Source organism: Anoxybacillus sp. B2M1, from assembly GCF_001634265.1.
Taxonomy (GTDB): domain Bacteria; phylum Bacillota; class Bacilli; order Bacillales; family Anoxybacillaceae; genus Anoxybacteroides; species Anoxybacteroides rupiense.
In genome coordinates, this window is sequence record NZ_CP015435.1 from 3,592,911 (window position 1) to 3,618,214 (window position 25,304).

Consider the following 25,304-nt stretch of genomic DNA (forward strand, 5'->3'; position numbering starts at 1 on the left):
AAAGGAACGCGGTCATGAGAGTAGTAGTACAAAGAGCCAAACATGCAAGTGTAACCGTCAATGGTGAAATAGTGGGCAGTATTGAATTTGGGCTTGTGCTCCTTGTCGGTGTGACCCATCAGGATACGGAGGAAGACGCGGCGTTTGTCGCTGATAAAATTGCCCATTTGCGCATCTTTGAGGATGAATCCGGCAAAATGAATCGGTCATTACTGGATGTCGGGGGCGCTATTTTATCCGTTTCCCAGTTTACATTGTATGGCGACTGTCGAAAAGGAAGACGCCCCAATTTTATGGAAGCGGCCAAACCAGATCATGCGCTGCGAATTTATGAAGCATTCAACGAAGAATTAAGAAAAAAAGGGATTTTAGTGGAAACCGGACAATTTGGCGCTATGATGGATGTGGCATTGACAAATGATGGCCCGGTGACGCTTATTGTAGAAAGCAAAGAAAAAAGCGAGTAACTATATGGTTGCTCGCTTTTCTTTTATTGTTCAACGGCACAAGTGTTGATGATCCATTATTTTACGTAAAAAATACAAAATCATTTGGTCAAATGCAAGCTTTCTGTCTTTTCCCCTGAACAACGAACGATTTGCCGGGAAATGAATGGGCTCGCTGGCGTTCTTGTTCGAGAAGGGCATGCTATAAGCCTGTCCAGCGGGCAAGCAAATCGCTTTACCATTATGGGAAAAAGCGGGAAATCCAATATCGATATGCCGGATTCAACATTTTGTTTTTCCGCATAGCTTGCGATAAGAAAAGTTTTTAGGTTAAGGAGTTTAGGAAAATACGTTCCCCTTCCCCCTTTATGACATTGCCCTTATTAATTGCTGAAATAGCGTTGAAGCCCGGCAACAATTGCTTTGGTGACTTGCTTTTGGTATGAATCAGAGGCAATGATGCTTAATTCCTGCGCATTGTTCAAATATCCCAGCTCAAACAGAACAGATGGCATGCTTGTTTCTCGAAGGACGTGAAAGTCGCCAAATCGAACACCGCGATACGGGATTGGCAGGGATTGAGACAGAAAAGGATCAAACGATAAAGCGAGAGGATAGTCATTTAATGAATGGTAATAATAAATGGTCATTCCTCTTGCTGTTCCGTCTGGCGAGCTATCGTAATGAATGCTGACAAACGCATCGGCTTTATGCTGTTCAGCCATGCTTACGCGCTCGGCTAAGGACAAATAGGTGTCGTCCTTTCTAGTGAGAATAACGGTGGCTCCAGCCGCCTGCAATTGATTTTTTAGCATCTGTGCGGTTTTTAATGTCATCGTTTTTTCCATCATTCCACCGCTGCCAATCGTTCCGCTGTCTTTTCCGCCGTGACCGGGATCAATGACAATCGTTTTGTTTTTGATTGTTCCTGTGTTTCCAGCATTGCGGACAACCGCTACCACCCAATCCGCAATATATCCGCTCTTTTGATGAGACAGTTCAATTTTGTACCAGCTACCTTCTTTAGCGATCACGCGGTATTGCTGTCCACGTTTGGCTGTCGCTTGAATTTGCGATTGAAGCGAAGGTTTTGAACGAATATTCGTACCATCTTCTAACACTGTAATGTAGAGCGTTGCCGTCATTATGTATGTGCGATAGACCCAGCCAGTCATAGAGCCAGGTGATTCGATTTGATACCAATCCGCAGTCTCGCCAATGATTCGCACCTGTTGGCCAAATGTGATTTTGCCAAGAATGGTGGCCTGTTGAGAAGGCTTTGTCCGCACGTTTAGCACATCCACGGCAACCGTTCCGGATTTCGATTGGATGGAAGTGGTCCCGGAGCCTGTAGCTGATGCGAGGTAGTCTGATGAGACCCACCCCGTAAGCGTTCCGTTTTTGATTTTTGTCCAATGACTGTTGGTGTCGAGCACTTCCACCGTTTGGCCTAGCTTTAAATAACCAATTATGCTTGCTTGGCTGCTAGGAGCAGAACGAACACGGAGACGGTCAACGGTCGCTTGCATGTTTTCATTCATATCTGCAACATATTGCCGTGAAACCCATCCGGTTTCCGTAGTGCTTAGTTTAAGCTGTACCCAATCATTTTTTTCTTGGGCCACTGTGTAAATTTCTCCTTTATTCAGTTTCTTTTTTATTGGATAAGAAGTGCCTGGTCCTTCCCGAACATTGAGGTGCTCTGTTTTGGTGATCACCATTTTGGCTTCGGCGCCGTCAGAGGAAGGGAAGGACAAAAGAAACAGAGCGACCAGCAGAAAATAAGCCGCTTTTTTCACATGGCAGCCTCCTTTCAAAAGTGTGAGATGATAACAGTTCTACAAAAAGTAAAAAAACCCTTTTATTTTTTTTAAAAACGGGAAAGATAAGTAGTGCTATATTTGGCGAATCATCGGTCAGATTACGGTTGGCATTTGTTGGAACAGAATGGGCGCGGCCTCGCCTTCTGACCATGAGTTTTGACCGCTATCGTCCGTTCATCATATTGATACGGCACAAGAACTGTAAGTGAATCGATCGGATCTTCGCGCCGCGAGCAACTTACGAATGGGGCCTGTGCAAACCCGGGGTTGTTTTCGTTAAACATTTGCGTGACATATCGATGCAAATCGTAACATGTCAAGTTACTGTCTTGAAAAGAGAAAGGATGAAGCAAGTGAGAAACAGCGCTAAAGGAGAATTTGCGCACCGCAAAGCAAGCGAGCTATTTCATGTAGACTTTCATGAATTTATGCGAAAGGAAGCCGATTATACCAATTATGAGTTAGCTTCAGAATTCGGTCTAACGTTGCGGGATGTGCGAAAATTGAAAAAACAGCTCTTTCGCTCATAAATCTTTTTCGTCTTCTTGACAAAATAATGATTCATTCGTAACATAAAAGATAAAAATTGCTGCAAAAAAGCCGATGATGGAGAAGAGTAGTTAAGAGTACACATGGCCAGAGAGGAAATGCCATAGGCTGAAAGCATTTCTCCGTGATGACTTAACGAAGGAACACTCCGTAGGTTTCTCTTTGAACGCGCATGCTAGTAGAAGGGAACGCGTACCGGGCGTTATCGGGATAAAGCGGAAGCGTTTGAGCTTCAATTAGGGTGGCACCACGGGAAAACGACTCTCGTCCCTATTATTTTAATAGGGAAGGGAGTTTTTTATTTTTACATAGAAAAAGTAGGAGGATGGAGCATGTCGTTTCAAATTCCGAGAGGAACGCAAGATATTTTGCCGGGCGAAGCTGAAAAGTGGCAATATATTGAGCAAATGGCACGGGATATTTGCCGACGTTACAACTATCAGGAAATTCGCACGCCGATCTTTGAACACACAGAATTGTTTTTAAGAAGTGTGGGAGACACAACAGATATCGTTCAAAAAGAAATGTATACATTTGAAGATCGAGGAGGGCGCAGCATTACGCTTCGGCCTGAAGGAACTGCGGCCGTTGTTCGTTCTTTTGTGGAAAACAAAATGTACGGGAACCCCAACCAACCTGTTAAATTGTATTATATGGGGCCTATGTTTCGTTATGAGCGGCCACAGGCGGGCAGATTTCGTCAGTTTGTGCAATTTGGCGTTGAAGCACTTGGAAGCAGCGATCCCGCTATTGACGCAGAAGTGATCGCGCTTGCGATGGAGCTATATCATTCATTAGGTTTGAAAAAGCTAAAGCTTGTGATGAATAGCTTAGGAGATGCTCCAAGCAGAAAAGCGCACCGTCAAGCGCTTATTGACCATTTTAAAGGACGGATCAGCGAGTTTTGTGAGGATTGTCAATCAAGACTTGAAAAAAATCCGATGCGCATTTTAGATTGCAAAAAAGACCGCGACCATGAATTAATGGAAACGGCACCGTCGATTCTTGATTATCTGAATGATGAATCGCGCCTTTATTTTGAAAAAGTGCAACTGTATTTAACGAAATTAGGGATTGCATTCGAAGTCGATCCACGGCTTGTTCGAGGGCTTGATTATTATAACCATACTGCCTTTGAAATCATGAGCGAAGCGGAGGGCTTCGGCGCGATTACGACATTATGTGGCGGCGGCCGTTACAATGGATTAGTGCAGGAAATAGGCGGACCAGAAACGCCAGGAATCGGTTTTGCTTTAAGTATTGAACGTCTGCTCGCTGCCTTGGCTGCCGAGGGGATCACGTTGCCTGTAGCTCAAGGAATCGATTGCTTTATCGTAGCGTTAGGGGAAAAAGCGAAGGATGAATCAGTGATCCTTGTGAACAAGCTTCGTCAGTCGGGAATGAAGGCGGAAAGAGATTATCAAGATCGAAAAGTAAAAGCGCAGCTGAAGGCGGCGGATCGCCTTGAGTCCGCTTATGTTGCCATTCTTGGCGATGACGAGCTTGAAAAGCAGGTGATTGCCATTAAAAATATGGCGACAGGCGAGCAAACAGAGGTATCGCTTCATTCGTTTGTGCAATATATGAAAACAGCAGTTGAATCAAAGTAGGAGGGGACCATGATGTTTGGCAGGACGTATTACTGCGGAGAAATGACAGAACAAGCGGTGGGAGAAAAGGTCGTATTGAAAGGATGGGTGCAAAAGCGCCGCGATCTTGGCGGACTCATTTTTATTGATTTGCGTGATCGCACCGGTATTGTACAAATTGTTTTCAGCCCTGAAGTATCTGAGGAAGCGCTGCGTGTAGCTGAAGGGATTCGCAATGAATACGTATTGGACGTTGAAGGAACGGTTGTTCGTCGCGAAGAAAGCCAAGTCAATCCGAATTTGCAAACGGGGAAAATCGAAATTCATGTCCATCGTGTGACCGTTTTAAGCGAAGCGAAAACGCCACCGTTTATCATTTCTGACGAAACGGAAGTTGCCGAAGACGTACGGCTGAAATATCGCTATTTGGATTTGCGCCGTCCGGTTATGTTTCAAACGTTTAAAATGCGTCATCAAGTGGCAAAAGCGATTCGCGATTTTCTTGATGAAGAAGGATTTCTTGAGGTGGAGACCCCGATTTTAACCAAAAGCACTCCGGAGGGGGCCCGCGACTATTTAGTTCCAAGCCGTGTCCATCCAGGAGAATTTTACGCGCTGCCGCAATCGCCGCAAATTTTTAAGCAATTGCTAATGGTTGGCGGATTTGAGCGCTACTATCAGATTGCACGCTGCTTCCGTGATGAAGATTTGCGGGCGGATCGTCAACCGGAGTTTACCCAAGTGGATATTGAAACCTCGTTTATGAGCCAAGAGGAGATTATGTCCATGATTGAGCGCATGATGGCGCGAGTCATGAAAACGGCAAAAGGAATCGAGCTATCGCTCCCATTTCCGCGCATGTCGTATAACGAAGCGATGAGCCGATATGGTTCTGACAAGCCGGATACGCGCTTTGGCATGGAGCTTGTCGATTTGTCGGAGCAAGTGCGAGACTGTGGCTTTAAGGTGTTTTCAAGTGCAGTTGCGAACGGAGGACAAGTAAAAGCGATAAATGTGAAGGGAGCGGCTCAGCAATATTCACGCAAAGATATGGATGCATTGACCGAATTTGTCGCTCGTTATGGAGCGAAAGGGCTGGCATGGCTTAAAGTGGAAGAAGGCGGATTAAAAGGTCCGATTGCGAAGTTTTTCATAGAGGAAGAGCAAAAAGGAATCATTCAAGCATTAGAAGCGGAGACGGAAGATTTATTGCTGTTTGTCGCTGATTCCAAAGCGGTGGTCGCTGATGCTCTCGGTGCATTGCGTCTGAAGCTTGGAAAAGAGCTGCAGCTGATTGATGAAACCAAATTCCAGTTTCTCTGGGTCACAGATTGGCCGCTTTTGGAGTATGATGAAGAAGAAGGGCGCTATTATGCGGCCCATCATCCGTTTACAATGCCGGTGCGCGAAGATTTGCCTCATTTGGATACAGATCCGGGAAGCGTGCGTGCCCAAGCTTATGACCTTGTATTAAACGGCTATGAATTAGGCGGTGGCTCGCTGCGCATTTTTGAACGCGATGTACAGGAAAAAATGTTTAAAGTGCTTGGATTTACAGAAGAAGAAGCTCGCGAGCAGTTTGGCTTCTTGCTTGAGGCATTTGAGTATGGAACGCCGCCGCACGGAGGAATCGCTTTGGGATTAGACCGCCTTGTGATGCTGTTGGCAGGACGTACGAATTTACGTGATACTATTGCCTTTCCAAAAACGGCTAGTGCAACCTGCTTGTTAACAGAAGCACCGAGCCATGTAAGCGATAAGCAATTAGAAGAATTGCATTTAACTGTGGATGTAGAAAAAATCAAAAATTTCAGTTAATTCCCTTCTTGAAAAGGCGAAAAAAATATGATATGATGCTTTCAAACCTAACAGTCCTGATGTGTTCGTCGTATAACCTATTGTTTTGACCGAACAATATGTTATACGGGAGTCCGCAGTTTTCAAGCGGCGTACATGCCTCAAACCGAGAGGACGTGCAAACCTTGAAACAGGACACCCACCTGCGTGGAGCGGGATCAAAACGAAGGCATCGACGGCACGATTGGGACTTGAGGCGATAAGTTGAAAAGCTTGTAAATCCAATAAAGATGAGTCATTTGTGCCAAATCGGACACATGTCGGGAGCCAGGCAAAAAGGAAGTGTTCGGACTTGGCCAAATGAAAGGGAATGAATCCCCTATGTAAAGAGAATCCTTTACATAGGGGATTTTTTATCCATTCGTGGTGTTAGATCAAATCCATTCCCTTACTCCACGCTCTATACATAGGATCAATAAGCAGGATCTGGCAAAGCTTGCGGTCGTAAAGGCAAGCGCTCCACTTTCTTCGATGATCGAAAAGTCTCTCGCTTTTTTTCTGACTTTCTAAACGGTTCATTCTATCATTTCTCAAACAGATGGATGTTCAACTAATGGATTATCGAAAAATAAAATCCGATTGAAATACTGAACTTTATTGTGTAGGATAATATCGATGCAAAAATGATGAAAAATTCATGGAGGGTATCAATGCTACATCAATTTTCACGCAACGAATTAGCGATCGGCAAGGATGGACTAGAAACGTTAAAAAAGGCGACTGTAGCCATATTAGGAATTGGCGGCGTCGGCTCTTTTGCCGCTGAAGCACTGGCACGTTCGGGGGTCGGTCGGCTCGTCTTAGTAGATAAGGACGATGTGGACATTACGAATATCAATCGACAAATTCACGCGCTTCTTTCCACGGTAGGTCGTCCGAAAGTGGATCTAATGAAAGAGCGTATTGCGGATATTAACCCTGAATGTGAAGTTATCGCACTCAAAATGTTTTATACTGAAGAGACGTACGAGCAATTTTTCAGCTATGGGCTCGATTTTGTCATTGATGCTTCTGATACGATCACGTATAAAATTCATTTAATGAAAGAATGCTTGAAGCGCAATGTGCGGATTATCTCAAGCATGGGAGCGGCCAATAAAATGGACCCCACTCGTTTTCGCATTGCCGATATTTCGAAAACCCATACAGATCCCATTGCCAAAGTGATTCGGACTAAGCTGCGAAAAGAAGGAATCCGCAAGGGAATCCCTGTTGTTTTTTCTGATGAAAAACCGATTATTATTCGCGAAGATGTCCGCAAAAGGGTCGGCAACGATCAATCGGCGATTCGCAAAGCGCAAATGCCGCCATCATCGAATGCGTTTGTCCCTTCCGTAGCGGGGCTGATTATGGCTTCATATGTTGTGCGCGAGCTGCTAGAAGGAATCAAAATTTATCGCGTTGGTGAAGAATGAGCAAAGCAGGGCTTGCCTATGAAGGCAGCCCTGCTTTTACATAGATTTTCATTCCGTTTGTGCTGACAAAAGCATTGGAAAGGCTAATTTCTAAAAAGCGATGGAATAAGAGGATGAACGTCGCTGACATGATGGACACAGATGGGTGTTTTGGTCGAACAATTTTTTATCTGTCAAGCCAAGTGGAAGGAAAAGAAAAAGAGGGCTTGTCAAGCTTTCCTTTTTAGCCATTCAAATTCGCTTTTTGGTCATGTTATAATAAAAATAATTAGGATAGATAAGGCGAGGAAGGAGAGCGCATTGAATAAAAAAGAAACCATTATTCGGGCAGCTATGAAGCTATTTGCACAAAAGGGATATCACGCAACGTCGATGCAGGAAATTGCGGAACAAAGCGGAATGGCGAAAGGTTCGCTTTATAATTATTTCAAATCGAAGGAAGAAATCGCGGTATCGATTTTTCGTTACCACTATGAAATTTTGTTTCGCAAACTATTTGAAGTCAGCCAAGACAAAAATCTATCGGCAAGAGAAAGATTTGAAAAGCAGCTTTCCATTCAAATCGAAGAGTTCATTCGCCATAAAGAATTAGTGCGAATGCATATGGGGGAGCAGGCGGTGAAGGTGAATGATGAGGTTCATCAACTTGCTTTCCGCATTCGTGCTCGAATATTAAATTGGTATCGCCAAGCTATTATTGACATATATGGAGAGCCGGTTCGCCGCTTTTCGCTTGATTGCGCTGCCATCTTAAACGGCATGCTGAAGGAGTATATGTTTTATGTGGCGGTTGAGCAAAAAGAATTGCAGCGTTCCCATTTTGTTCCTTTCGTGCTTCGGCGCCTTGATGCGATTGTCAAAAGTCTGAAGGAGGAGGAAAAGCCGCTGCTAAACGATCAAATGATGGAAGATTATCTCTGTCTCGGACTATCAACTAAAGAGGAAGCGAGGCAGCAAATTGTCGCCTACATTCATCAAATGATGGACATGCTTAAGGACACGAGAATAAATGAAAGCGGCATCATCGACTCCCTTGAGACGTTAGAGCAAGAGTTTACCCAAGAGGATGACGTCCGAAAATTTATGGTTGAAGCCATTTTGCTTTATTTAGAACGCTTTTCGCTGCCATTGTGGAAGGAATTGAACGAAGCGATTGCCCGCTATTTTGCATAAAGTTCTCTGCTTTTGGAGCAGAGAGCTTTCTATTTTCAAAGGAACGAAGGAGGAAGCGAAAGATGCTTTTTTCACAAGAGCCCCTGTCGATCCGCATGAGGCCAAGAACGATTGATGAAGTGGTGGGACAGCAGCATATCATCGGTCCGCATACCGCTTTATATAAAATGATTCAAAACGGCTATGTGCCTTCCATGCTTTTATATGGAGAACCAGGAGTTGGGAAGACATCGCTCGCTTATGCGATTGCTGGAACTGTCGAGCGGGAATTTTTTGCATTAAATGCAACGACATCGGGAAAAAAAGAAATGGAAGAAGTGGTCGCGGTTGCAAAAATGTCGGGAAACGTTATTCTATTTATTGATGAAATTCACCGCTTTAATAAAGCACAACAAGATTATTTGCTGCCTAATATAGAAAATGGGTTGATCACATTGATTGGGGCCACGACGGAAAACCCGTTTCATGAAGTGAATCCGGCTATTCGCAGCCGCTGTGGACAAATTAAGCAGCTAAAGCGATTAACAGTTGAAGAGGTCACGGTTTTGCTACAACGAGCGCTGCACGATGACAAAAGGGGATTTGGCACTTTACCGATTGAAATGGACGACCGTTTGCTGCAACGCATTGCTGTCGGAACAAACGGCGATGCCCGTTCTGCATTAAATGCATTAGAAGCGGTTGTGTATGCTTCGCCAAAAAGCGGAGACCGCATTGTCGTCGATGAACAAACTGTCTCACAGTGCATAGAAAACAAAGGATTTTTCCATGACAAAAAAGGGGACGTCTATTATTCGTTATTGTCTGCATTCCAAAAAAGCATCCGAGGAAGCGATGTCGACGCGGCGCTTTATTATTTGGCGAGATTATTGGAAGGCGGCGACTTATCCGCTATTTGCCGGCGTTTGCTGGTGATTGCCTATGAAGATGTCGGCTTGGCCAATCCGCTGATGGGCATCAAGGTGAACGCGGCCATCCAAGCGGTGGAACGGCTGGGGCTTCCTGAAGCGAGGATTCCGCTGTCAGTTGTGACAATTGAATTATGTCTCTCGGCGAAATCCAATTCAGCATACAAAGCGATTGACCAAGCGATCCGTGATATCGAGCAAGGAAAGCTGGGAGAGATTCCTGCCCATCTAAAGGATGCGCATTATAAAGGAGCTAGCGTTCTTGGCCATGGAATAGGGTATCAATATCCGCACGACCATCCAAATGGGTGGGTAGCGCAGCAATATTTGCCAAGCGAGCTGGAAGGAACACAATATTATGTGCCGAAAGAAAACGGCGATGAGAAGCATTATGCGAAAGTGTATGAGCGTCTCTGTTCATTAAAAAGCAAGCAAATGAAGTAAGATGAAAAGTATGGTATAATGATTTCCGATTTATTGATTAAAAAAGTGGGGCGTGAATATGAAAGAGTCGATTGTTCGCTGGACCGTTTATTTTCTTGGTTTATTGGTCATGTCGTTTGGGATTGTTTTAACCATTAAGGCGGACATGGGAAGCGCTCCATGGGATGTGCTTCATATCGGTCTATATCGTCAGCTTGGCTTGACGATTGGTACATGGTCTATTATTGTGGGGATTATGGTTTTGGCGGCTTCCTCGCTTCTTTCGAAACAATGGCCCCAAATAGGGGCTTTTCTTAATATGTTGCTTGTGGGCTTGATGATCGATATGTATATGATGATCCCAGCACTGCAAACTCCCCATACATTTATCGGGAAAATGGCGATGCTCTTTGGCGGAATCATCATAACAGGCTATGGAATGGGACTTTATATTTCGGCGAAGATGGGAGCTGGACCGCGCGATAGCTTAATGCTCGTATTGATGGAGAAAACCGGATGGAGAGTGGAGTACATCCGCATTGCGATGGAAGTGTTTGTTTTGTTGGTCGGCTGGATACTGGGAGGACCTGTATCGATTGGCACGCTGGTTTTTAGTGTTACGATCGGCAAGGTCATTGGCATCGCCCTGCCGCAATGTCAGCAATGGACGGCGCGGATGGCAGTGGCGAAAACGGGAATGAATGGTTTAAGTCGTTAGGAGGAATAGGATGAAAATTTCAACAAAAGGTCGATACGGTTTAACAATGATGATTGAGTTGGCAAAAAAATATGGAGATCGCCCGATTTCGCTCAGATCGATTGCAAAAACGCATAATTTGTCTGAGCATTATTTAGAGCAACTCGTTTCGCCGCTTAGAAATGCAGGGCTTGTAAAAAGCATCCGCGGAGCGTATGGCGGCTATGTGTTGGCCGATCATCCGGCGAAAATTACGGCGGGAGATGTGATTCGGGTGCTTGAAGGGCCCATCAGCCCTGTAGAAGAATTGGAAGAAGAAGAGCCGGCTAAGCGTGAGTTGTGGATTCGCATTCGTGATGCTGTACAGGAAGTATTAGATAGCACAACACTTGAAGATTTAGCGAAATATAGCAATGGGGATCAAGAATCCTACATGTTTTATATTTAAGCAGTGAGAAAGGAGAATTTTGGTTGGAACGTATTTATCTTGACCATGCGGCGACATCTCCCGTTCATCCTGCCGTCGCTGAGCGAATGCTGCCGTTTATGACAGAATGCTTCGGCAACCCGTCGAGCATTCATTTTTTCGGCAGGCAAAGCCGGCTTGCGTTGGATGAAGCGCGTGAAACAGTAGCAAAAAGCCTTGGCGCAAAACCTTCGGAAGTGATTTTTACAAGCGGTGGAACAGAGGCGGATAATTTGGCGCTCGTAGGAGTGGCCTTAGCGAACCGGGAAAAGGGAACCCATATTATTACTTCATCTGTCGAGCATCACGCTGTTTTGCACACGTGTCATTATCTTGAAAAACAAGGGTTTGAGATTACTTATCTTCCAGTTGACGAATATGGAAAAATTTCATTGACAGATCTGAAAAAAGCGCTCCGCAACGATACCATCCTCGTCTCGATCATGTTCGGCAATAATGAGACCGGAGTGTTGCAGCCTATTCAACAGATCGGGGAAATGCTGAAAGACCATCCGGCTTTTTTCCATACGGATGCTGTCCAAGCATATGGGCTGATCCCCATCGATGTGAATCAACTTCATATTGATTTGTTGTCTGTTTCCGCACATAAAATTAATGGGCCGAAAGGTGTTGGCTTTTTATACGCTAAAGAAACCGTTAAGCTAATGCCTCGTTTATACGGGGGCGAGCAAGAGCGAAAACGGCGGGCTGGAACGGAAAACGTCGCCGGAATTGTCGGGATGGCAAAAGCCGTTGAAATTGCGCAGCAAACGATGAGCGAAAAAGCAGAGAAGTACCGTTCGTTTAGGAAGAAAATGCTCGCTATTTTTGCGCAAGCAGGGATTTCATACGCTGTCAACGGTGATGAACAGGAGGCGCTACCGCATGTATTGAATGTCACGTTTCCGGGAACGAACGTAGAATCGCTGCTTGTGAATCTTGATTTAGCGGGAATCGCCGTATCGAGCGGCTCAGCATGTACAGCTGGTTCCATTGATCCATCGCATGTTCTTGTGGCGATGTTTGGCAAGGATTCTGACCGCATCCGCTCCTCGATCCGCTTTAGCTTCGGGCTTGGAAATACGGAAGAACAAATTGAAAAGGCAGCGTATGAAACCGTAAAAATTGTTCAAAGACTTGTAAGCAAATAGAGGAGGAGAGAGATGAACAAAGCACCAAAAGACACGCGCGTCGTTGTTGGCATGTCCGGAGGGGTGGACTCATCGGTGGCTGCCCTTCTTTTAAAACAGCAGGGATATGATGTGATCGGGATTTTTATGAAAAATTGGGACGACACAGATGAAAACGGGGTGTGTACGGCAACGGAAGACTATGAAGATGTGATGCGTGTCTGCAATCAGATTGGCATTCCTTATTATGCGGTAAACTTCGAAAAACAGTATTGGGAGAAGGTATTTACGTATTTTCTTGATGAGTATAAAGCAGGGCGCACGCCAAATCCGGATGTGATGTGCAACAAAGAAATTAAATTCAAAGCGTTTTTAGAGCATGCGATGTCGCTTGGCGCCGACTATTTGGCGACAGGGCATTACGCGCGTGTTGCCTATTGCGATGGCGAATATAAAATGCTGCGCGGAGTTGATCAAAACAAAGATCAAACCTATTTTTTAAATCAGCTGGGACAAGCCCAATTATCGAAAGTCATGTTCCCGCTTGGAGAGCTTGAAAAAGCGCAGGTGCGTCAAATCGCCAAAGAAGCAGGACTGGCGACAGCAGGGAAAAAAGATAGCACAGGCATTTGTTTTATTGGTGAACGGAATTTTAAAGAATTTTTAAGTAACTACTTGCCAGCTCAGCCAGGAACCATGCAAACACTTGATGGCGAAATAAAGGGCAAGCACGACGGAATCATGTATTATACGATTGGACAGCGTCATGGTCTCGGCATTGGCGGGAATGGCGAGCCATGGTTTGTCGTTGGAAAAAATGTGAAAGAGAATATTTTATATGTTGCGCAAGGATTTGAGAATGAGCTGCTATATTCTGATTCGATCATCGCCACGAATGTCAGCTGGGTATCGGATCAAGTGCCGGCTGAACCGTTAAAATGTACCGCCAAATTCCGTTATCGTCAGCCGGATAACGGCGTTGCGGTTCATATCATCGACGACCGGACGGTGCGCGTTGTATTTGACCGTCCCGTTCGTGCTGTTACGCCGGGTCAAGCTGTCGTGTTTTATGATGGAGAAGAATGTCTTGGCGGCGGGACCATTGATGAAATTTTCCGCAATGGAGAAAAGCTTTGGTATGTGGGATAGCTTTGTAAAAACCTCAGCTCTTGGCGGAGTTGGGGTTTTTCCATTAAGATAAATGCAAAAGGGAGAGTTGGAAACGATGGAGAATCAAAATGCATTAGGCATTCAGCACATGCAGCAAGGGCGCTATGAGGAAGCAGTGAAATGCTTTCATGAAGCTATTGAAGCCAATCCAAACGATCCAATCGGCTACATTAATTTTGGAAATGTATTAGCGGCCGTGGGGGAAGAAGAGAAAGCGATCCGTTTTTTTAAAAAAGCGCTTGAGCTTGATCCAGAAGCGGCCACTGCTTACTATGGGCTTGGCTCCCTTTACTATAATCGCCAGCAATTTGTTTTGGCAAAGGACATGTTTGAACAGGCGGTGCAAAAAGGGATGGAGGACGGCGATGTATTTTTTATGCTCGGGATGTCACTCTTGCTTTTAGAGCAGCCGCGTCTGGCTTTGCCGTATTTGCAACGCGCCTCCGAATTGAACGAAAATGATGCAGAAGCGCTTTTTCAGCTTGGCTTGTGCTTAGCGCAGCTTGAACTTGTGGATGAAGCGATGAACTGCTTCGAGAGAACCGTCGCTTTAGATGAAGGGCATGCCGATGCCTATTATAATTTAGGAGTGGCTTATGCTTATAAAGATGATGCACAGCAGGCACTTCATATGTTTAGCAAAGCGCTTGCCATACAGCCAGATCATTTGCTTGCAGGACATGGGAAAAAATTGATGGAAAAAGCGCTGGAAAAATAAAAAAAGGCAGGGATTCCAATTGCAGCAGCAAGAATCATGGGCGTTAGGGGAAAAATCGTTTATTAAAGGGACGCATATCGTCACTATTTTTCATAACGAAAGTAACCTTTATTCCGTGGTCCGCATTCACGTTGAAGAAACGAATGAAGGGTATGACGAGCAAGAGGTTGTTGTAACTGGATATTTCCCGCGTATGAACGAACATGATGTTTATGTGTTTTACGGCGCTTTTAAAGATCACCCCAGATTTGGACGGCAATATGTAGCCGAGTATTTTCGAAAAGAAATGCCGCAAACAAAGGAAGGGTTGATCTATTATTTATCGAGCGATTTGTTTAAGGGGATCGGAAAGAAAACAGCGGAACAAATTGTGGAAGCGCTCGGGGACCAAGCGATTTCAGTGATACTAGCAGATCCGGAAGCGCTCGCGAAAGTGCCTAAGCTTCCGAAAAACAAAGCGAAAGAGCTATACGAAACGTTAAAGGAGCACCAAGGCCTTGAACAAATTATGATTGCTCTTTCTCAGTTCGGCTTTGGTCCGCAGCTGTCAATGAAAATTTACCAAGTATATAAAGAAGCTGCACTTGATGTCATTCAAAAAAATCCGTATCAGCTTGTCGAGGATGTAGAAGGGATTGGGTTTCGGCGAGCCGATGAGTTAGGCCAGCAGCTCGGCCTTTCCGGCAGCCATCCAGATCGTGTCCGAGCCGCCTGTTTATATGTCATCGAAAGCGATTGTTTGCAAGAGGGGCATGTATATGTGACAAAAGAACAGTTGCTTTTTAAAGCTAAGCAGCTGCTTGAATCGAAAAGAGGAGAGGACATTCCTCCTGACATGATTGAGCGTGAACTGCTTGATCTAGCCAAAGAGGAAAAAGTCATTCATGAAGATGGCCGCTTTTATATTCCGACTCTTTACTTTGCGGAAAAAGGAATCATCACTAATATAAAGCGCCTGCTTGAACAAAAGGTAACAAGATTTCCAGAAGCGGAATTTTTGCTGGCGCTCGGCCGGTTGGAGGAGCGGTTGGATGTACAATATGGCCCGTTGCAAAAGGAAGCGATTCAACAAGCGATTTCTTCCCCTCTGTTTATTTTGACAGGCGGGCCGGGAACGGGAAAAACGACGGTGATAAAAGGGATTGTGGAGATTTTTGCCGACCTCCACGGCGTTTCGCTTGACCCGAAGGATTATCATAAAGAAAATCCTTTTCCGATTTTGCTTGCTGCGCCAACTGGGAGAGCCGCAAAACGAATGAGCGAAGCGACAGGATTACCAGCGATGACGATCCATCGTTTACTTGGTTATAATGCTGCAGAAGGATTTACTCATCATGAAGATGAACCGATTGAAGGAAATTTGCTCATTGTCGATGAAATGTCCATGGTGGACACATGGCTAGCTAACCAATTGCTGAAGTCCCTTCCAACTGGTATGCAAGTCATTTTGGTCGGTGATGAGGATCAATTGCCGTCAGTCGGACCGGGGCAAGTATTAAAGGATTTGTTAAAAACGTCGCGAATTCCTACTATTCGCTTGACAGAAGTATATCGTCAAGCAGAAGGATCCTCCATCATTGAATTGGCCCATTGTATGAAAAAAGGGGAGCTTCCTGCTGATCTAAGCTCTCCGAAAACAGACCGTTCCTTTATTCGCTGTAAAGCTGAACAAGTGGTTGATGTCGTGAGGCAAATTGCTGATAATGCGTGGAAAAAAGGATATTCGGTAAAAGATATTCAAGTGCTCGCCCCGATGTATCGCGGTCCTGCCGGCATCGATCGTCTCAATCGAACGCTTCAAGAGCTGTTTAATCCAAAATCGCCACAAAAGCGCGAGCTGTCCAGCGGCGAAACGGTTTATCGCGTTGGCGATAAGGTGTTGCAGCTTGTCAATCAACCGGATCAAAATGTGTTTAATGGCGATATTGGTGAAATTGTCGCCATCTTTTACGCGAAAGAAAATACGGAACAGCAGGACTTGGTTGTCGTATCCTTTGATGGAAACGAAGTCACTTATACAAGACAGGATTTAACACAAATTACCCACGCTTACTGCTGTTCGATTCATAAGGCGCAGGGCAGTGAATTTCCGATTGTGATTTTGCCGGTGGTGAAAAGCTATTATCGAATGCTACAGCGGAATTTGTTATATACAGCGGTGACAAGAAGCAAAAAATTTTTAATTTTATGCGGTGAGGAGGAAGCTTTTCGCATCGGAACGGCACGCTGTGATGACGGGGTGAGGCAAACGACATTAGCTGAAAAAATTCAACAGCTGTTTGAGCCTGCTGATGAAACGGAGCTGCCGTTAGATGATGCGGGGATCGGGATGGAAAACGTTTCACCGTATGACTTTATGATAGAAGAAACAAAATAAAACCATAAGGCACGCATCAAGCGCTCTTCCTTAGCCATGTATATTTTTACAACTGCTTGTCTAACATAACAGGTAAATGATGATGTGAAGAGGAGCGTGCCTTTTGGTGTTGAAATGTCCAAATTGCCAAAGTAAGGATTTGGGAAAAATAGGTGTGAATCAATATTACTGCTGGAACTGTTTTATTGAATTAACCATCAATAAAGGGATGATTCATACTCATCAAGTCGAAGAAGACGGAACGCTCAGCTCGCTTGATGATTTATTCAGCGATGAAGAACGAACGCTTTCGTCTTAAGGGAAGCGAGGAGGAATGACCATGAATCGTACAATGAAATCGCTCGCTGCTATTGGTTTGGGCGTTGCAGCTTACCAGCTTGTTCAACGCAATGGTGGTATGAATATGCGGAAAATGAAGAAGATGGGAAAGAAAATGATGCGTTCATTTATGTAACGAAGAGGGGGAGCCTATATAAAGGCCCCCTTTTTTGATGTATAATCTCCTCTCCTTCTTTTCAAACTATGGGAACAGGAGGGGTATTCGTGCAAAATGAGCAAATGCGTTTTTTCATTCGTCTTACCAAAATGCTGTTAGTCGTTATACTTCTATATTTTATTATGAGATTGAGGGATTTTTGGCTGCCTATTTTACGGCTCATTGTTACGGTATTAACTCCGTTTATCATTGCGGCTTTTATCGCCTATTTGCTTCATCCGCTTGTCGAGCATATTCATAAAAGAGGAATTCCAAGAGCATTAGCTATTTTAATGATTTATATCGTATTTTTTGGAGGGGTGGGTTATGGCGCATACAAAGGGATTCCTGTGCTGCTTGATCAGCTGCAGGAATTGACCAAAAGCTTACCGATGCTGGCGGATACGTATCATGGATGGACGACGAAAATCCATGACCAAACAGCGAAATGGCCCAAAGAAATGCACAAGCGCGTGGAAACCTCTATTCTGGAAGTGGAGGCCTTGCTTGGCCTTTGGTTGACAAAGGCGGTTACGAGCGTCAAAAGCATCTTGAATTCAGCGATGGTCTTTTTACTTGTACCATTTATCGCCTTTTATATGTTAAAAGATATGGATGAAATGAAGCAAGCGGTTTGGAGACTAACACCGAAAAAGTGGCGAAAAGAAGGAATCGAGTTTCTAAAAGATGTAGATGAGTCTTTAGGAAACTATATCCGCGGCCAGTTATTTGTTTGTACTTTAATTGGAGGGGTGGCTGCGCTTTCACTTTGGATTGCCGGCATGAATTATCCGCTTTTATTGGGGCTCATTATTGGCGCAACGAATGTCATTCCTTATTTTGGTCCGATTATTGGAGCGATACCGGCGGCCCTTTTGGCTGCGACGATTTCAACAAAAATGATGATGATTGTGATGGGGATTATTTTTTTATTGCAATTTCTCGAAGGAAACGTGTTATCGCCGCTGATTGTTGGAAAAAGCCTGCATATGCATCCCTTAATTATTATGCTCTCTTTGTTTTTAGGCGGGGAGCTTGCTGGAATTGTGGGAATGATTATTGCTGTTCCTTTTGTGGCGGTTTTAAAGGTGGCTGTTTTACATGCGCGCGAGCGTTTTAGTACACATTGACAAACGAAAGACGCTTGTCTATAATCTTTGAATGAAAAGGTATACATACAAGGCGATGAAGGATCGAGTATGTTACAGTCCATCTTAACGCGCACATGCGCACAGAGAGGAATTTCCGCGGCTGAAAGAAATTCCAGATGAAGGGTAACAGAACGCTAATCCCGAGCGCAGGAAAAACCTGACGGAGCAGCCACGTTACGGCTGATCGAGGTGATGGACGTCCGTCCATAAGCAGGGTGGTACCGCGAGCGTAACTCTCGTCCCTGAGCAAGGGATGGGAGTTTATTTTTTATACCATACTTTAATATGACTGAAGGAGGCACGAAAGATGAAAAAGCTTACATCAGCACAAATTAGGCAAATGTTTTTAGACTTTTTTAAAGAAAAAGGACATTCGGTAGAACCAAGCGCGTCTTTAATTCCAATTGACGATCCGTCGCTCCTATGGATCAACAGCGGAGTAGCGACATTAAAAAAATATTTTGATGGGCGCGTGATTCCAGATAACCCGCGCATTTGTAATGCCCAAAAATCGATTCGTACGAACGATATCGAAAATGTCGGCAAAACGGCGCGCCACCATACGTTTTTTGAAATGCTCGGAAATTTCTCGATCGGTGATTATTTTAAGCGTGAAGCGATCCATTGGGCTTGGGAGTTTTTAACAAGCGAAAGATGGATTGGTTTTGATCCTGACCGCTTATCTGTTACGATTCATCCGGAGGATGATGAAGCGTTTGAAATTTGGCATAAAGAAATTGGGTTGCCGAAAGAACGGATCATCCGTTTAGAAGGGAATTTCTGGGATATTGGAGAAGGCCCGAGCGGACCGAATACCGAAATCTTTTATGACCGCGGGGAGCAATTCGGTAATGATCCAAATGATCCAGAATTATATCCGGGCGGCGAAAATGAGCGTTATTTAGAAGTATGGAATCTTGTTTTTTCTCAATTTAACCATAATCCAGATGGCACTTATACGCCGCTGCCAAAGAAAAATATTGATACAGGCATGGGTTTGGAGCGCATGTGCTCTATTATACAAGATGTGCCTACTAACTTTGATACCGATTTATTTATGCCAATTATTCAAGCAACGGAACAAATTTCCGGCGAAACATACCGCGTGGATGCGGAAAAAGATGTCGCGTTTAAAGTGATCGCTGACCATATTCGGACGGTGACGTTTGCGATTGGCGATGGCGCTTTGCCGTCCAATGAAGGGCGCGGTTATGTATTGCGTCGCCTGCTTCGCCGAGCGGTGCGGTATGCGAAGAAACTGAATATCGACCGTCCGTTTATGTATGAATTAGTGCCGACAGTCGGTGAAATTATGGTTGACTACTATCCGGAAGTGAAAGCAAAAACGGAGTTTATTCAAAAAGTGATTAAAAATGAGGAAGAGCGTTTCCATGAGACGCTTCATGAAGGATTAGCCATTTTGTCAAGCGTTATCCAAAAAGAAAAAGCAAATGGCAGCCGCACTATTTCTGGAACAGATGTGTTCCGCCTTTACGACACATATGGATTCCCAGTTGAATTGACAGAAGAATATGCCGCCGAAGAAGGAATGACGATTGATCATGCCGGCTTTGAACAAGAAATGGAGCGTCAACGCGAGCGGGCTCGCGCGGCGCGTCAAGATGTCGATTCGATGCAAGTGCAGGACAGCTTACTTGGCGGCCTCAAAGTAGAGAGCCGATTTGTTGGCTATGACGAGCTCCATACTTCTTCTTCTATTGCTGTTATCGTGAAGAATGGCGAGCTTGTTGAGGAAATAAAAGAAGGAGAAGAAGCGCAAATTATACTTGATGTGACGCCATTTTATGCAGAAAGCGGCGGTCAAATCGCCGATCAAGGCTTTATCGAAGGAGAAGCGGCGAAAGCTTATGTAAAAGACGTGCAAAAAGCGCCAAATGGTCAGCATTTGCATCATGTGGTGGTCGAAAAGGGAACACTGAAGAAAGGCGAAACTTATCAGGCCTACCTGCTTGAAGAAAAACGCAACCGTATTGTCAAAAACCATACAGCCACCCATTTGCTGCACCAAGCGCTGAAAGATGTCCTTGGTACGCACGTCAATCAGGCGGGATCGCTGGTCACTCCAGAACGTTTGCGTTTCGACTTCTCGCATTTTGGACAAGTGAAACAAGAAGAGCTAGAGAAAATTGAGGCGATTGTTAATGAGCAAATTTGGCGCAGCCTTCCTGTTCAGATTGATTATAAGCCGCTTGAAGAAGCGAAAGCGATGGGAGCAATGGCGCTCTTTGGTGAAAAATATGGCGACATTGTCCGCGTTGTTCAGGTGGGGGACTACAGCTTAGAGCTTTGCGGCGGCTGCCATGTAACGAACACGGCAGCGATCGGTCTTTTTAAAATTGTGTCCGAATCGGGCATTGGGGCTGGCACGCGCCGGATTGAAGCGGTCACGGGAGAAGCCGCTTACCGTTTTATGAATGATCAGCTTGCTTTATTACAGGAAGCAGCGCAGCAATTAAAAGCGAATCCAAAAGATGTAGTCGGAAGAATTGAAGCATTAATGAATGAAATCCGCCAGCTACAGCGTGAAAATGAATCGTTAGCGGCGCGCCTCAGCAATATGGAAGCCGCTCATCTGGCCGATCGAGTACAAGAAGTAAACGGCATTCAAGTTTTAGCAAGCAAAGTCCATGCGGCAGATATGACTAGCTTGCGCACAATGGTGGATGAACTGAAACAAAAGCTTGGTTCAGCTGTGATCGTCCTTGCTTCCGTACAAGGCGAGAAGGTAAACCTCATTGCGGGCGTAACCAAAGATTTAGTCGAAAAAGGCTATCATGCAGGCAAACTGATTAAAGAAGTGGCTGTTCGTTGCGGAGGCAGCGGGGGAGGCCGCGCCGACATGGCTCAAGCGGGAGGAAAAGACCCGCAAAAAATAGGAGAAGCCTTGCAATTTGTCGAAGAATGGGTAAAATCCATTTTATAATTTCACTCTAATGGTGTACAATGGATGTAAGGTATGGCGATGCCAGTGTGAATGGAGAGCGAGGTGCATAACGGTGAGCTCATTTGATCAAACGATGCGGTTCAATTTTTCGGAAGAGCCGCCAGAAACGAATATTCGCGAAGTATTATTGACAGTATATGAGGCTCTTCAAGAAAAAGGGTATAATCCGATCAATCAAATTGTCGGCTATTTGCTATCTGGCGACCCAGCTTACATCCCTCGTCATAAAGATGCTCGTACGCTTATTCGGAAAATTGAACGGGATGAATTAATTGAAGAATTGGTGAAATTCTATTTACAGAGTCGTTGAAAGGATTGATTTATGCGCATATTAGGATTAGATTTAGGGACAAAAACGCTCGGGGTGGCCGTGAGCGATGAATTCGGTTGGACCGCTCAAGGAGTAGAAACCATTCCGATTGATGAGGAAAAAAAGCAATTTGGCTTGGAGCGGCTTCGTGAAATTATGGAAGAATATCAGGTGGAAACGATTGTGCTCGGTTTTCCTAAAAATATGAACGGCACAGTTGGCCCACGCGGTGAAGCGAGCCAGCGTTTTGCGGAATGGCTGAAACGCCAATTTTCCTTGCCCGTTATTTTATGGGACGAGCGTCTGTCGACAACAGCGGCAGAACGTATGTTGATCGCTGCGGATGTAAGCCGAAAAAAACGGCGCCAAGTGATCGATAAAATGGCAGCCGTCATCATTCTGCAGTCGTATCTTGACAGTAAACGATAATTGGAGGAAATAACATGGAACATGGTGATAAGCAGATTACAGTCGTAGACGAAAACGGAAACGAGCAGCTATGCGAGGTATTATTCACATTTGAATCTGAGGACTTTGGAAAGTCGTACGTTTTTTATTATCCTATTGGGGTTGAGTACGAGGACGAGGAAGAAACAGAGATTCACGTTTCCGCTTTTATTTCAGGAGAAGGCGAGAAGGAAGGAGAACTTCAGCCGATCGAAACGGAAGAAGAATGGGATATGATCGAAGAAGTATGGAATACATTTTGTGCGGATCAGGAAGAAGACGAGGAATAAATTCCTAAGGCGGCCGGGTGAGGCCGTCTTTTTTTGTAGAAAAAAATAAGAGATAGAAGAAAAAAGCAGAAATTTGTAGTATAATATCTCGAGAATGAAGGGAGGGATTATATGGACCATAATGGATTTGCTTCAAAGGATATCCAAACAGTAAGAAGAGTGGTCTTTATGATTAGCGCGCTTGTTTGCGTATTGTTGCTGACAACCGTTATAGGCGGTTATGTATATATCCGATCTGCGCTTCAGCCTGTCGATCCAGAGGATAAAAAAACCGTTCAAGTCTCGATTCCCATTGGCTCTTCTGTAAGCGATATTGCTGCAATCCTTGAAAAAAAGGGGATCATCAAAAGCGCGGCTGTATTTCGCTACTATGTCAAATTTAAAAATCATGCTGATTTTCAGGCAGGAAACTATCAATTGACTCGCTCGATGACGTTAGAAGAAATCATTTCCTCACTAAAAACAGGAAAAGTGATGAGGGAAATGAAGCTGAAAATCACGATTCCGGAAGGAAAACAGTTAACGCAAATCGCGACGATTATCGCTCAAAAAACAGGGTATAAGCAGGAACAGGTCATGAATCAACTTAATGACCGTGCTTACATTCAAGAGCTGATCAAAAAATATCCGACGGTTCTGTCGCCAGATATCTTAAACAAAAATATTCGTTATCCGCTTGAAGGATATTTATTTCCAGCGACTTATTCCTTCCCGGAAGAAAAACCGCCGCTACCTGCTATTATCGAGCCAATGATCGCCAAAACGGCAGAAGTGCTTGCAAAATATGAAGAAAAGAAAACCGAGAAAGGATTTACGACCCATCGGCTATTGACAATGGCTTCACTCATTGAGGCAGAAGCAACGGAAAAGGCTGATCGTCAAAAAATTGCGAGCGTATTTTATAACCGTCTGCGCATCGGAATGCCGCTGCAAACCGACCCAACGGTGCTTTACGCACTAGGAAAGCATAAAGAACGCGTTTATTATAAAGATTTAAAGGTCAATTCTCCTTATAACACTTACATCCATCAAGGATTGCCGCCAGGCCCGATCGCAAATGCGGGAGAGATGTCGATTGAGGCGGCTTTGGAGCCGGCAGAAACCGGATATTTCTATTTTCTTGCTACTCCAGCCGGCGAAGTCATTTTTACGAGCACATTGGCTGAGCATAATCGCGAAAAGGCAAAGTATATTGGAAAAGAATAAATATTTCGCATTTCTGCCCGTTTTATGATAGTATATATAAAGTTATGGGTATGATCCTATATATTTCGTTCATAAGAGTCTAATGTGGACTCTTATTTTTACGAGGAGGAGCACGTTTGTTATCGCATGACATCATTCGCTATTTGCAAGATCTTATGCCAAAACGCGAAACAGTAATCCAAGAAATGGAAGATTATGCCCAAGAGCATCGTGTGCCCATTATGGATGCTGTCGGGATCGAAGTGGTGTTGCACGTTTTGCGTCTTATTCAGCCAATGCGCATTTTAGAAATCGGAACAGCGATTGGCTATTCGGCTATTCGGATGGCGCTGGCGCTGCCGAATGCGACGATCGTTACGGTCGAACGCGATCAAGAGCGGTATGAAAACGCGCTTTTTTATATAGAGCGAACCAAAACAGCTCATCAGATTCATGCGCTGTTTGGCGATGCGCTTGAAGTATCCAGCGAAGTAGAAAAATATGCCCCATTTGATGCCATTTTTATCGATGCAGCAAAAGGACAGTATCAGCGGTTTTTTGAAATGTACGAGCCGTTTTTGGCTCCCCGTGGCGTTATCATTACCGATAATGTCCTTTTTAAAGGGCTTGTGGCGGCAGGAGATGGGATTGAAAATAAGCGAATTCGTTCGCTTGTGAAGAAAATTCGCCAATATAATCAGTGGCTGATGCAAAATGAAGCTTATGATACCGTCATTTTGCCGGTCGGCGACGGCATTGCCATATCGAGAAAAAGAGGTGAGAAACAGTGAAAAAACCAGAATTGCTTGTAACACCGACAGACGTTTCCCATATCCATGCTTTGGCGCAGGCAGGAGCGGATGCCGTTATAGTTGGCGAACAACGCTATGGTTTGCGCTTAGCTGGAGAGTTTAAGCGCGCTGAAATGGCGGAAGCGGTGGAAGTGGCCCGCCAGCATGGGATTCGCGTGTATGCGGCGATGAATGCGATTTTTCATAATGAGAAAATAGACGAACTAGGTGGTTATATTCGTTTTTTAGCTGATATCGGCGTGGATGCTATCGTATTTGGAGATCCTGCTGTATTAATGACTGTACGTGAAGTAGCTCCGCATATGAGGCTCCATTGGAATACGGAAACAACGGCAACCAATTGGTATACATGCAACTACTGGGGGCGAAAGGGCGCGAAACGCGCGGTTTTAGCACGTGAATTAAATATGGATGCCATTATGGAGATTAAAGAACATGCAGAAGTGGAAATTGAAGTGCAAGTGCATGGAATGACATGTATGTTTCAATCAAAGCGGTCGCTCATCGGCAACTATTTTGAATATCAAGGAAAAATGATGGAAGTTGAAAAGCAAAAGTATGAAAAAGGAATGTTTCTGCATGACAAAGAGCGCGGTAACAAATATCCGATTTTTGAGGATGAAAACGGGACGCACATTATGAGCCCGAATGATATTTGCATTATTGACGAGCTTGAGGAAATGGTGGATGCGGGAATCGATAGCTTTAAAATTGACGGTGTGCTTCATGAATCGGACTATATTACGAAGGTGACAGCGATCTATCGCCGTGCCATTGATTTATGTGCGGGGAACCGCGAGCAGTATGAAGCGGAAAAAATGCAGCTGTTGGAGGAAATTGAAGCGATTCAGCCAAAGCATCGTCCTTTAGATACAGGATTCTTTTTTAAAGAAACGATTTATTAAATGCAACATAAAGGAGGGAGCGG

24 protein-coding genes, 1 other RNA gene and 1 other annotated feature are annotated in these 25,304 nt (G+C 44.6%); of the genes, 24 read left to right on the forward strand and 1 reads right to left on the reverse strand.

The features are described from left to right. The first annotated feature begins 14 nt into the window (after nt 1-14). Nucleotides 15-467 carry a D-aminoacyl-tRNA deacylase gene (gene dtd / locus GFC28_RS17415; RefSeq protein WP_044744648.1) on the forward strand — a complete coding sequence of 151 codons (453 nt, stop codon included), beginning with the start codon at nt 15-17 and terminating at the stop codon, nt 465-467. A 362-nt stretch (nt 468-829) separates the two neighbouring features. Here the strand turns inward: dtd and GFC28_RS17420 are convergent, their stop codons facing one another. After that, entirely contained in the window at nt 830-2,245 is a 1,416-nt protein-coding gene (locus GFC28_RS17420) for an N-acetylmuramoyl-L-alanine amidase family protein (RefSeq protein ID WP_063504927.1), read from the reverse strand. Between the two features lie 368 nt (nt 2,246-2,613). Between GFC28_RS17420 and GFC28_RS17425 the strand changes: the two genes are divergently transcribed. The 23 genes from GFC28_RS17425 to GFC28_RS17530 all read left to right on the forward strand — a co-directional run bounded on the left by GFC28_RS17425 (nt 2,614) and on the right by GFC28_RS17530 (nt 25,281). Continuing rightward, on the forward strand, nt 2,614-2,799 hold the full coding sequence (locus tag GFC28_RS17425; RefSeq protein WP_063504926.1) for a hypothetical protein: 186 nt from the start codon (nt 2,614-2,616) through the stop codon (nt 2,797-2,799). Nucleotides 2,800-2,863: 64 nt separating this feature from the next. Beyond that, nucleotides 2,864-3,093 (forward strand) — a binding site (T-box leader). 57 nt (nt 3,094-3,150) lie between these two features. Next, complete coding sequence (hisS, locus tag GFC28_RS17430) at nt 3,151-4,428, forward strand: histidine--tRNA ligase (protein WP_044744647.1); 1,278 nt, start codon at nt 3,151-3,153, stop codon at nt 4,426-4,428. A gap of 12 nt (nt 4,429-4,440) precedes the next feature. Beyond that, on the forward strand, nt 4,441-6,225 hold the full coding sequence (aspS, locus tag GFC28_RS17435) for an aspartate--tRNA ligase (RefSeq protein ID WP_044744646.1): 1,785 nt from the start codon (nt 4,441-4,443) through the stop codon (nt 6,223-6,225). Nucleotides 6,226-6,275: 50 nt separating this feature from the next. After that, a non-coding RNA gene (gene ssrS / locus GFC28_RS17440) (6S RNA) lies at nt 6,276-6,459 on the forward strand. A gap of 455 nt (nt 6,460-6,914) precedes the next feature. Beyond that, nucleotides 6,915-7,679: a tRNA threonylcarbamoyladenosine dehydratase gene (locus tag GFC28_RS17445; protein WP_044744645.1), complete on the forward strand. Its 765-nt coding sequence runs from the start codon at nt 6,915-6,917 to the stop codon at nt 7,677-7,679. Nucleotides 7,680-7,979: 300 nt separating this feature from the next. Further along, a complete protein-coding gene (locus GFC28_RS17450; protein ID WP_044744644.1) occupies nt 7,980-8,852 on the forward strand; it encodes a TetR/AcrR family transcriptional regulator in 873 nt (290 codons plus the stop codon). A 62-nt stretch (nt 8,853-8,914) separates the two neighbouring features. Continuing rightward, nucleotides 8,915-10,204, forward strand: a complete 1,290-nt coding sequence (locus GFC28_RS17455) for a replication-associated recombination protein A (protein WP_044744643.1) — start codon at nt 8,915-8,917, stop codon at nt 10,202-10,204. A 58-nt stretch (nt 10,205-10,262) separates the two neighbouring features. After that, nucleotides 10,263-10,901, forward strand: a complete 639-nt coding sequence (locus GFC28_RS17460; RefSeq protein ID WP_044744642.1) for a YczE/YyaS/YitT family protein — start codon at nt 10,263-10,265, stop codon at nt 10,899-10,901. Nucleotides 10,902-10,911: 10 nt separating this feature from the next. After that, nucleotides 10,912-11,328 (forward strand): cysteine metabolism transcriptional regulator CymR, encoded by a 417-nt coding sequence (gene cymR, locus GFC28_RS17465; RefSeq protein WP_044744641.1) that lies wholly within the window; start codon nt 10,912-10,914, stop codon nt 11,326-11,328. Between the two features lie 23 nt (nt 11,329-11,351). Continuing rightward, nucleotides 11,352-12,497, forward strand: coding sequence for a cysteine desulfurase family protein (locus GFC28_RS17470; RefSeq protein WP_044744640.1), 1,146 nt, complete (start codon nt 11,352-11,354; stop codon nt 12,495-12,497). Nucleotides 12,498-12,509: 12 nt separating this feature from the next. Continuing rightward, on the forward strand, nt 12,510-13,625 hold the full coding sequence (gene mnmA, locus GFC28_RS17475) for a tRNA 2-thiouridine(34) synthase MnmA (protein ID WP_044744639.1): 1,116 nt from the start codon (nt 12,510-12,512) through the stop codon (nt 13,623-13,625). A 76-nt stretch (nt 13,626-13,701) separates the two neighbouring features. Beyond that, the gene (locus GFC28_RS17480) at nt 13,702-14,364 is read left to right on the forward strand and encodes a tetratricopeptide repeat protein (RefSeq protein ID WP_044744638.1); all 663 of its coding nucleotides are present in this window, start codon (nt 13,702-13,704) and stop codon (nt 14,362-14,364) included. A 19-nt stretch (nt 14,365-14,383) separates the two neighbouring features. Then, on the forward strand, nt 14,384-16,741 hold the full coding sequence (gene recD2 / locus GFC28_RS17485; protein ID WP_044744637.1) for an SF1B family DNA helicase RecD2: 2,358 nt from the start codon (nt 14,384-14,386) through the stop codon (nt 16,739-16,741). Nucleotides 16,742-16,847: 106 nt separating this feature from the next. After that, nucleotides 16,848-17,039, forward strand: coding sequence for a hypothetical protein (locus GFC28_RS17490; RefSeq protein WP_044744703.1), 192 nt, complete (start codon nt 16,848-16,850; stop codon nt 17,037-17,039). 21 nt (nt 17,040-17,060) lie between these two features. Continuing rightward, nucleotides 17,061-17,195, forward strand: coding sequence for a DUF3918 family protein (locus GFC28_RS19040; RefSeq protein WP_172798665.1), 135 nt, complete (start codon nt 17,061-17,063; stop codon nt 17,193-17,195). 89 nt (nt 17,196-17,284) lie between these two features. Continuing rightward, nucleotides 17,285-18,346 carry an AI-2E family transporter gene (locus tag GFC28_RS17495; RefSeq protein ID WP_369818756.1) on the forward strand — a complete coding sequence of 354 codons (1,062 nt, stop codon included), beginning with the start codon at nt 17,285-17,287 and terminating at the stop codon, nt 18,344-18,346. 328 nt (nt 18,347-18,674) lie between these two features. Further along, complete coding sequence (gene alaS, locus GFC28_RS17500) at nt 18,675-21,311, forward strand: alanine--tRNA ligase (RefSeq protein ID WP_044744635.1); 2,637 nt, start codon at nt 18,675-18,677, stop codon at nt 21,309-21,311. 73 nt (nt 21,312-21,384) lie between these two features. Further along, nucleotides 21,385-21,642, forward strand: a complete 258-nt coding sequence (locus GFC28_RS17505; RefSeq protein ID WP_044744634.1) for an IreB family regulatory phosphoprotein — start codon at nt 21,385-21,387, stop codon at nt 21,640-21,642. Between the two features lie 12 nt (nt 21,643-21,654). Then, nucleotides 21,655-22,071, forward strand: a complete 417-nt coding sequence (ruvX, locus tag GFC28_RS17510) for a Holliday junction resolvase RuvX (RefSeq protein ID WP_044744633.1) — start codon at nt 21,655-21,657, stop codon at nt 22,069-22,071. A 14-nt stretch (nt 22,072-22,085) separates the two neighbouring features. Continuing rightward, nucleotides 22,086-22,379, forward strand: coding sequence for a DUF1292 domain-containing protein (locus GFC28_RS17515; RefSeq protein WP_044744632.1), 294 nt, complete (start codon nt 22,086-22,088; stop codon nt 22,377-22,379). 111 nt (nt 22,380-22,490) lie between these two features. After that, the gene (gene mltG, locus GFC28_RS17520) at nt 22,491-23,585 is read left to right on the forward strand and encodes an endolytic transglycosylase MltG (RefSeq protein ID WP_044744631.1); all 1,095 of its coding nucleotides are present in this window, start codon (nt 22,491-22,493) and stop codon (nt 23,583-23,585) included. Nucleotides 23,586-23,701: 116 nt separating this feature from the next. Then, nucleotides 23,702-24,355 carry an O-methyltransferase gene (locus tag GFC28_RS17525; protein ID WP_044744630.1) on the forward strand — a complete coding sequence of 218 codons (654 nt, stop codon included), beginning with the start codon at nt 23,702-23,704 and terminating at the stop codon, nt 24,353-24,355. Continuing rightward, complete coding sequence (locus GFC28_RS17530) at nt 24,352-25,281, forward strand: peptidase U32 family protein (protein ID WP_044744629.1); 930 nt, start codon at nt 24,352-24,354, stop codon at nt 25,279-25,281. Before GFC28_RS17525 ends, GFC28_RS17530 begins: the two co-directional genes overlap by 4 nt. Nucleotides 25,282-25,304 lie beyond the last annotated feature (23 nt).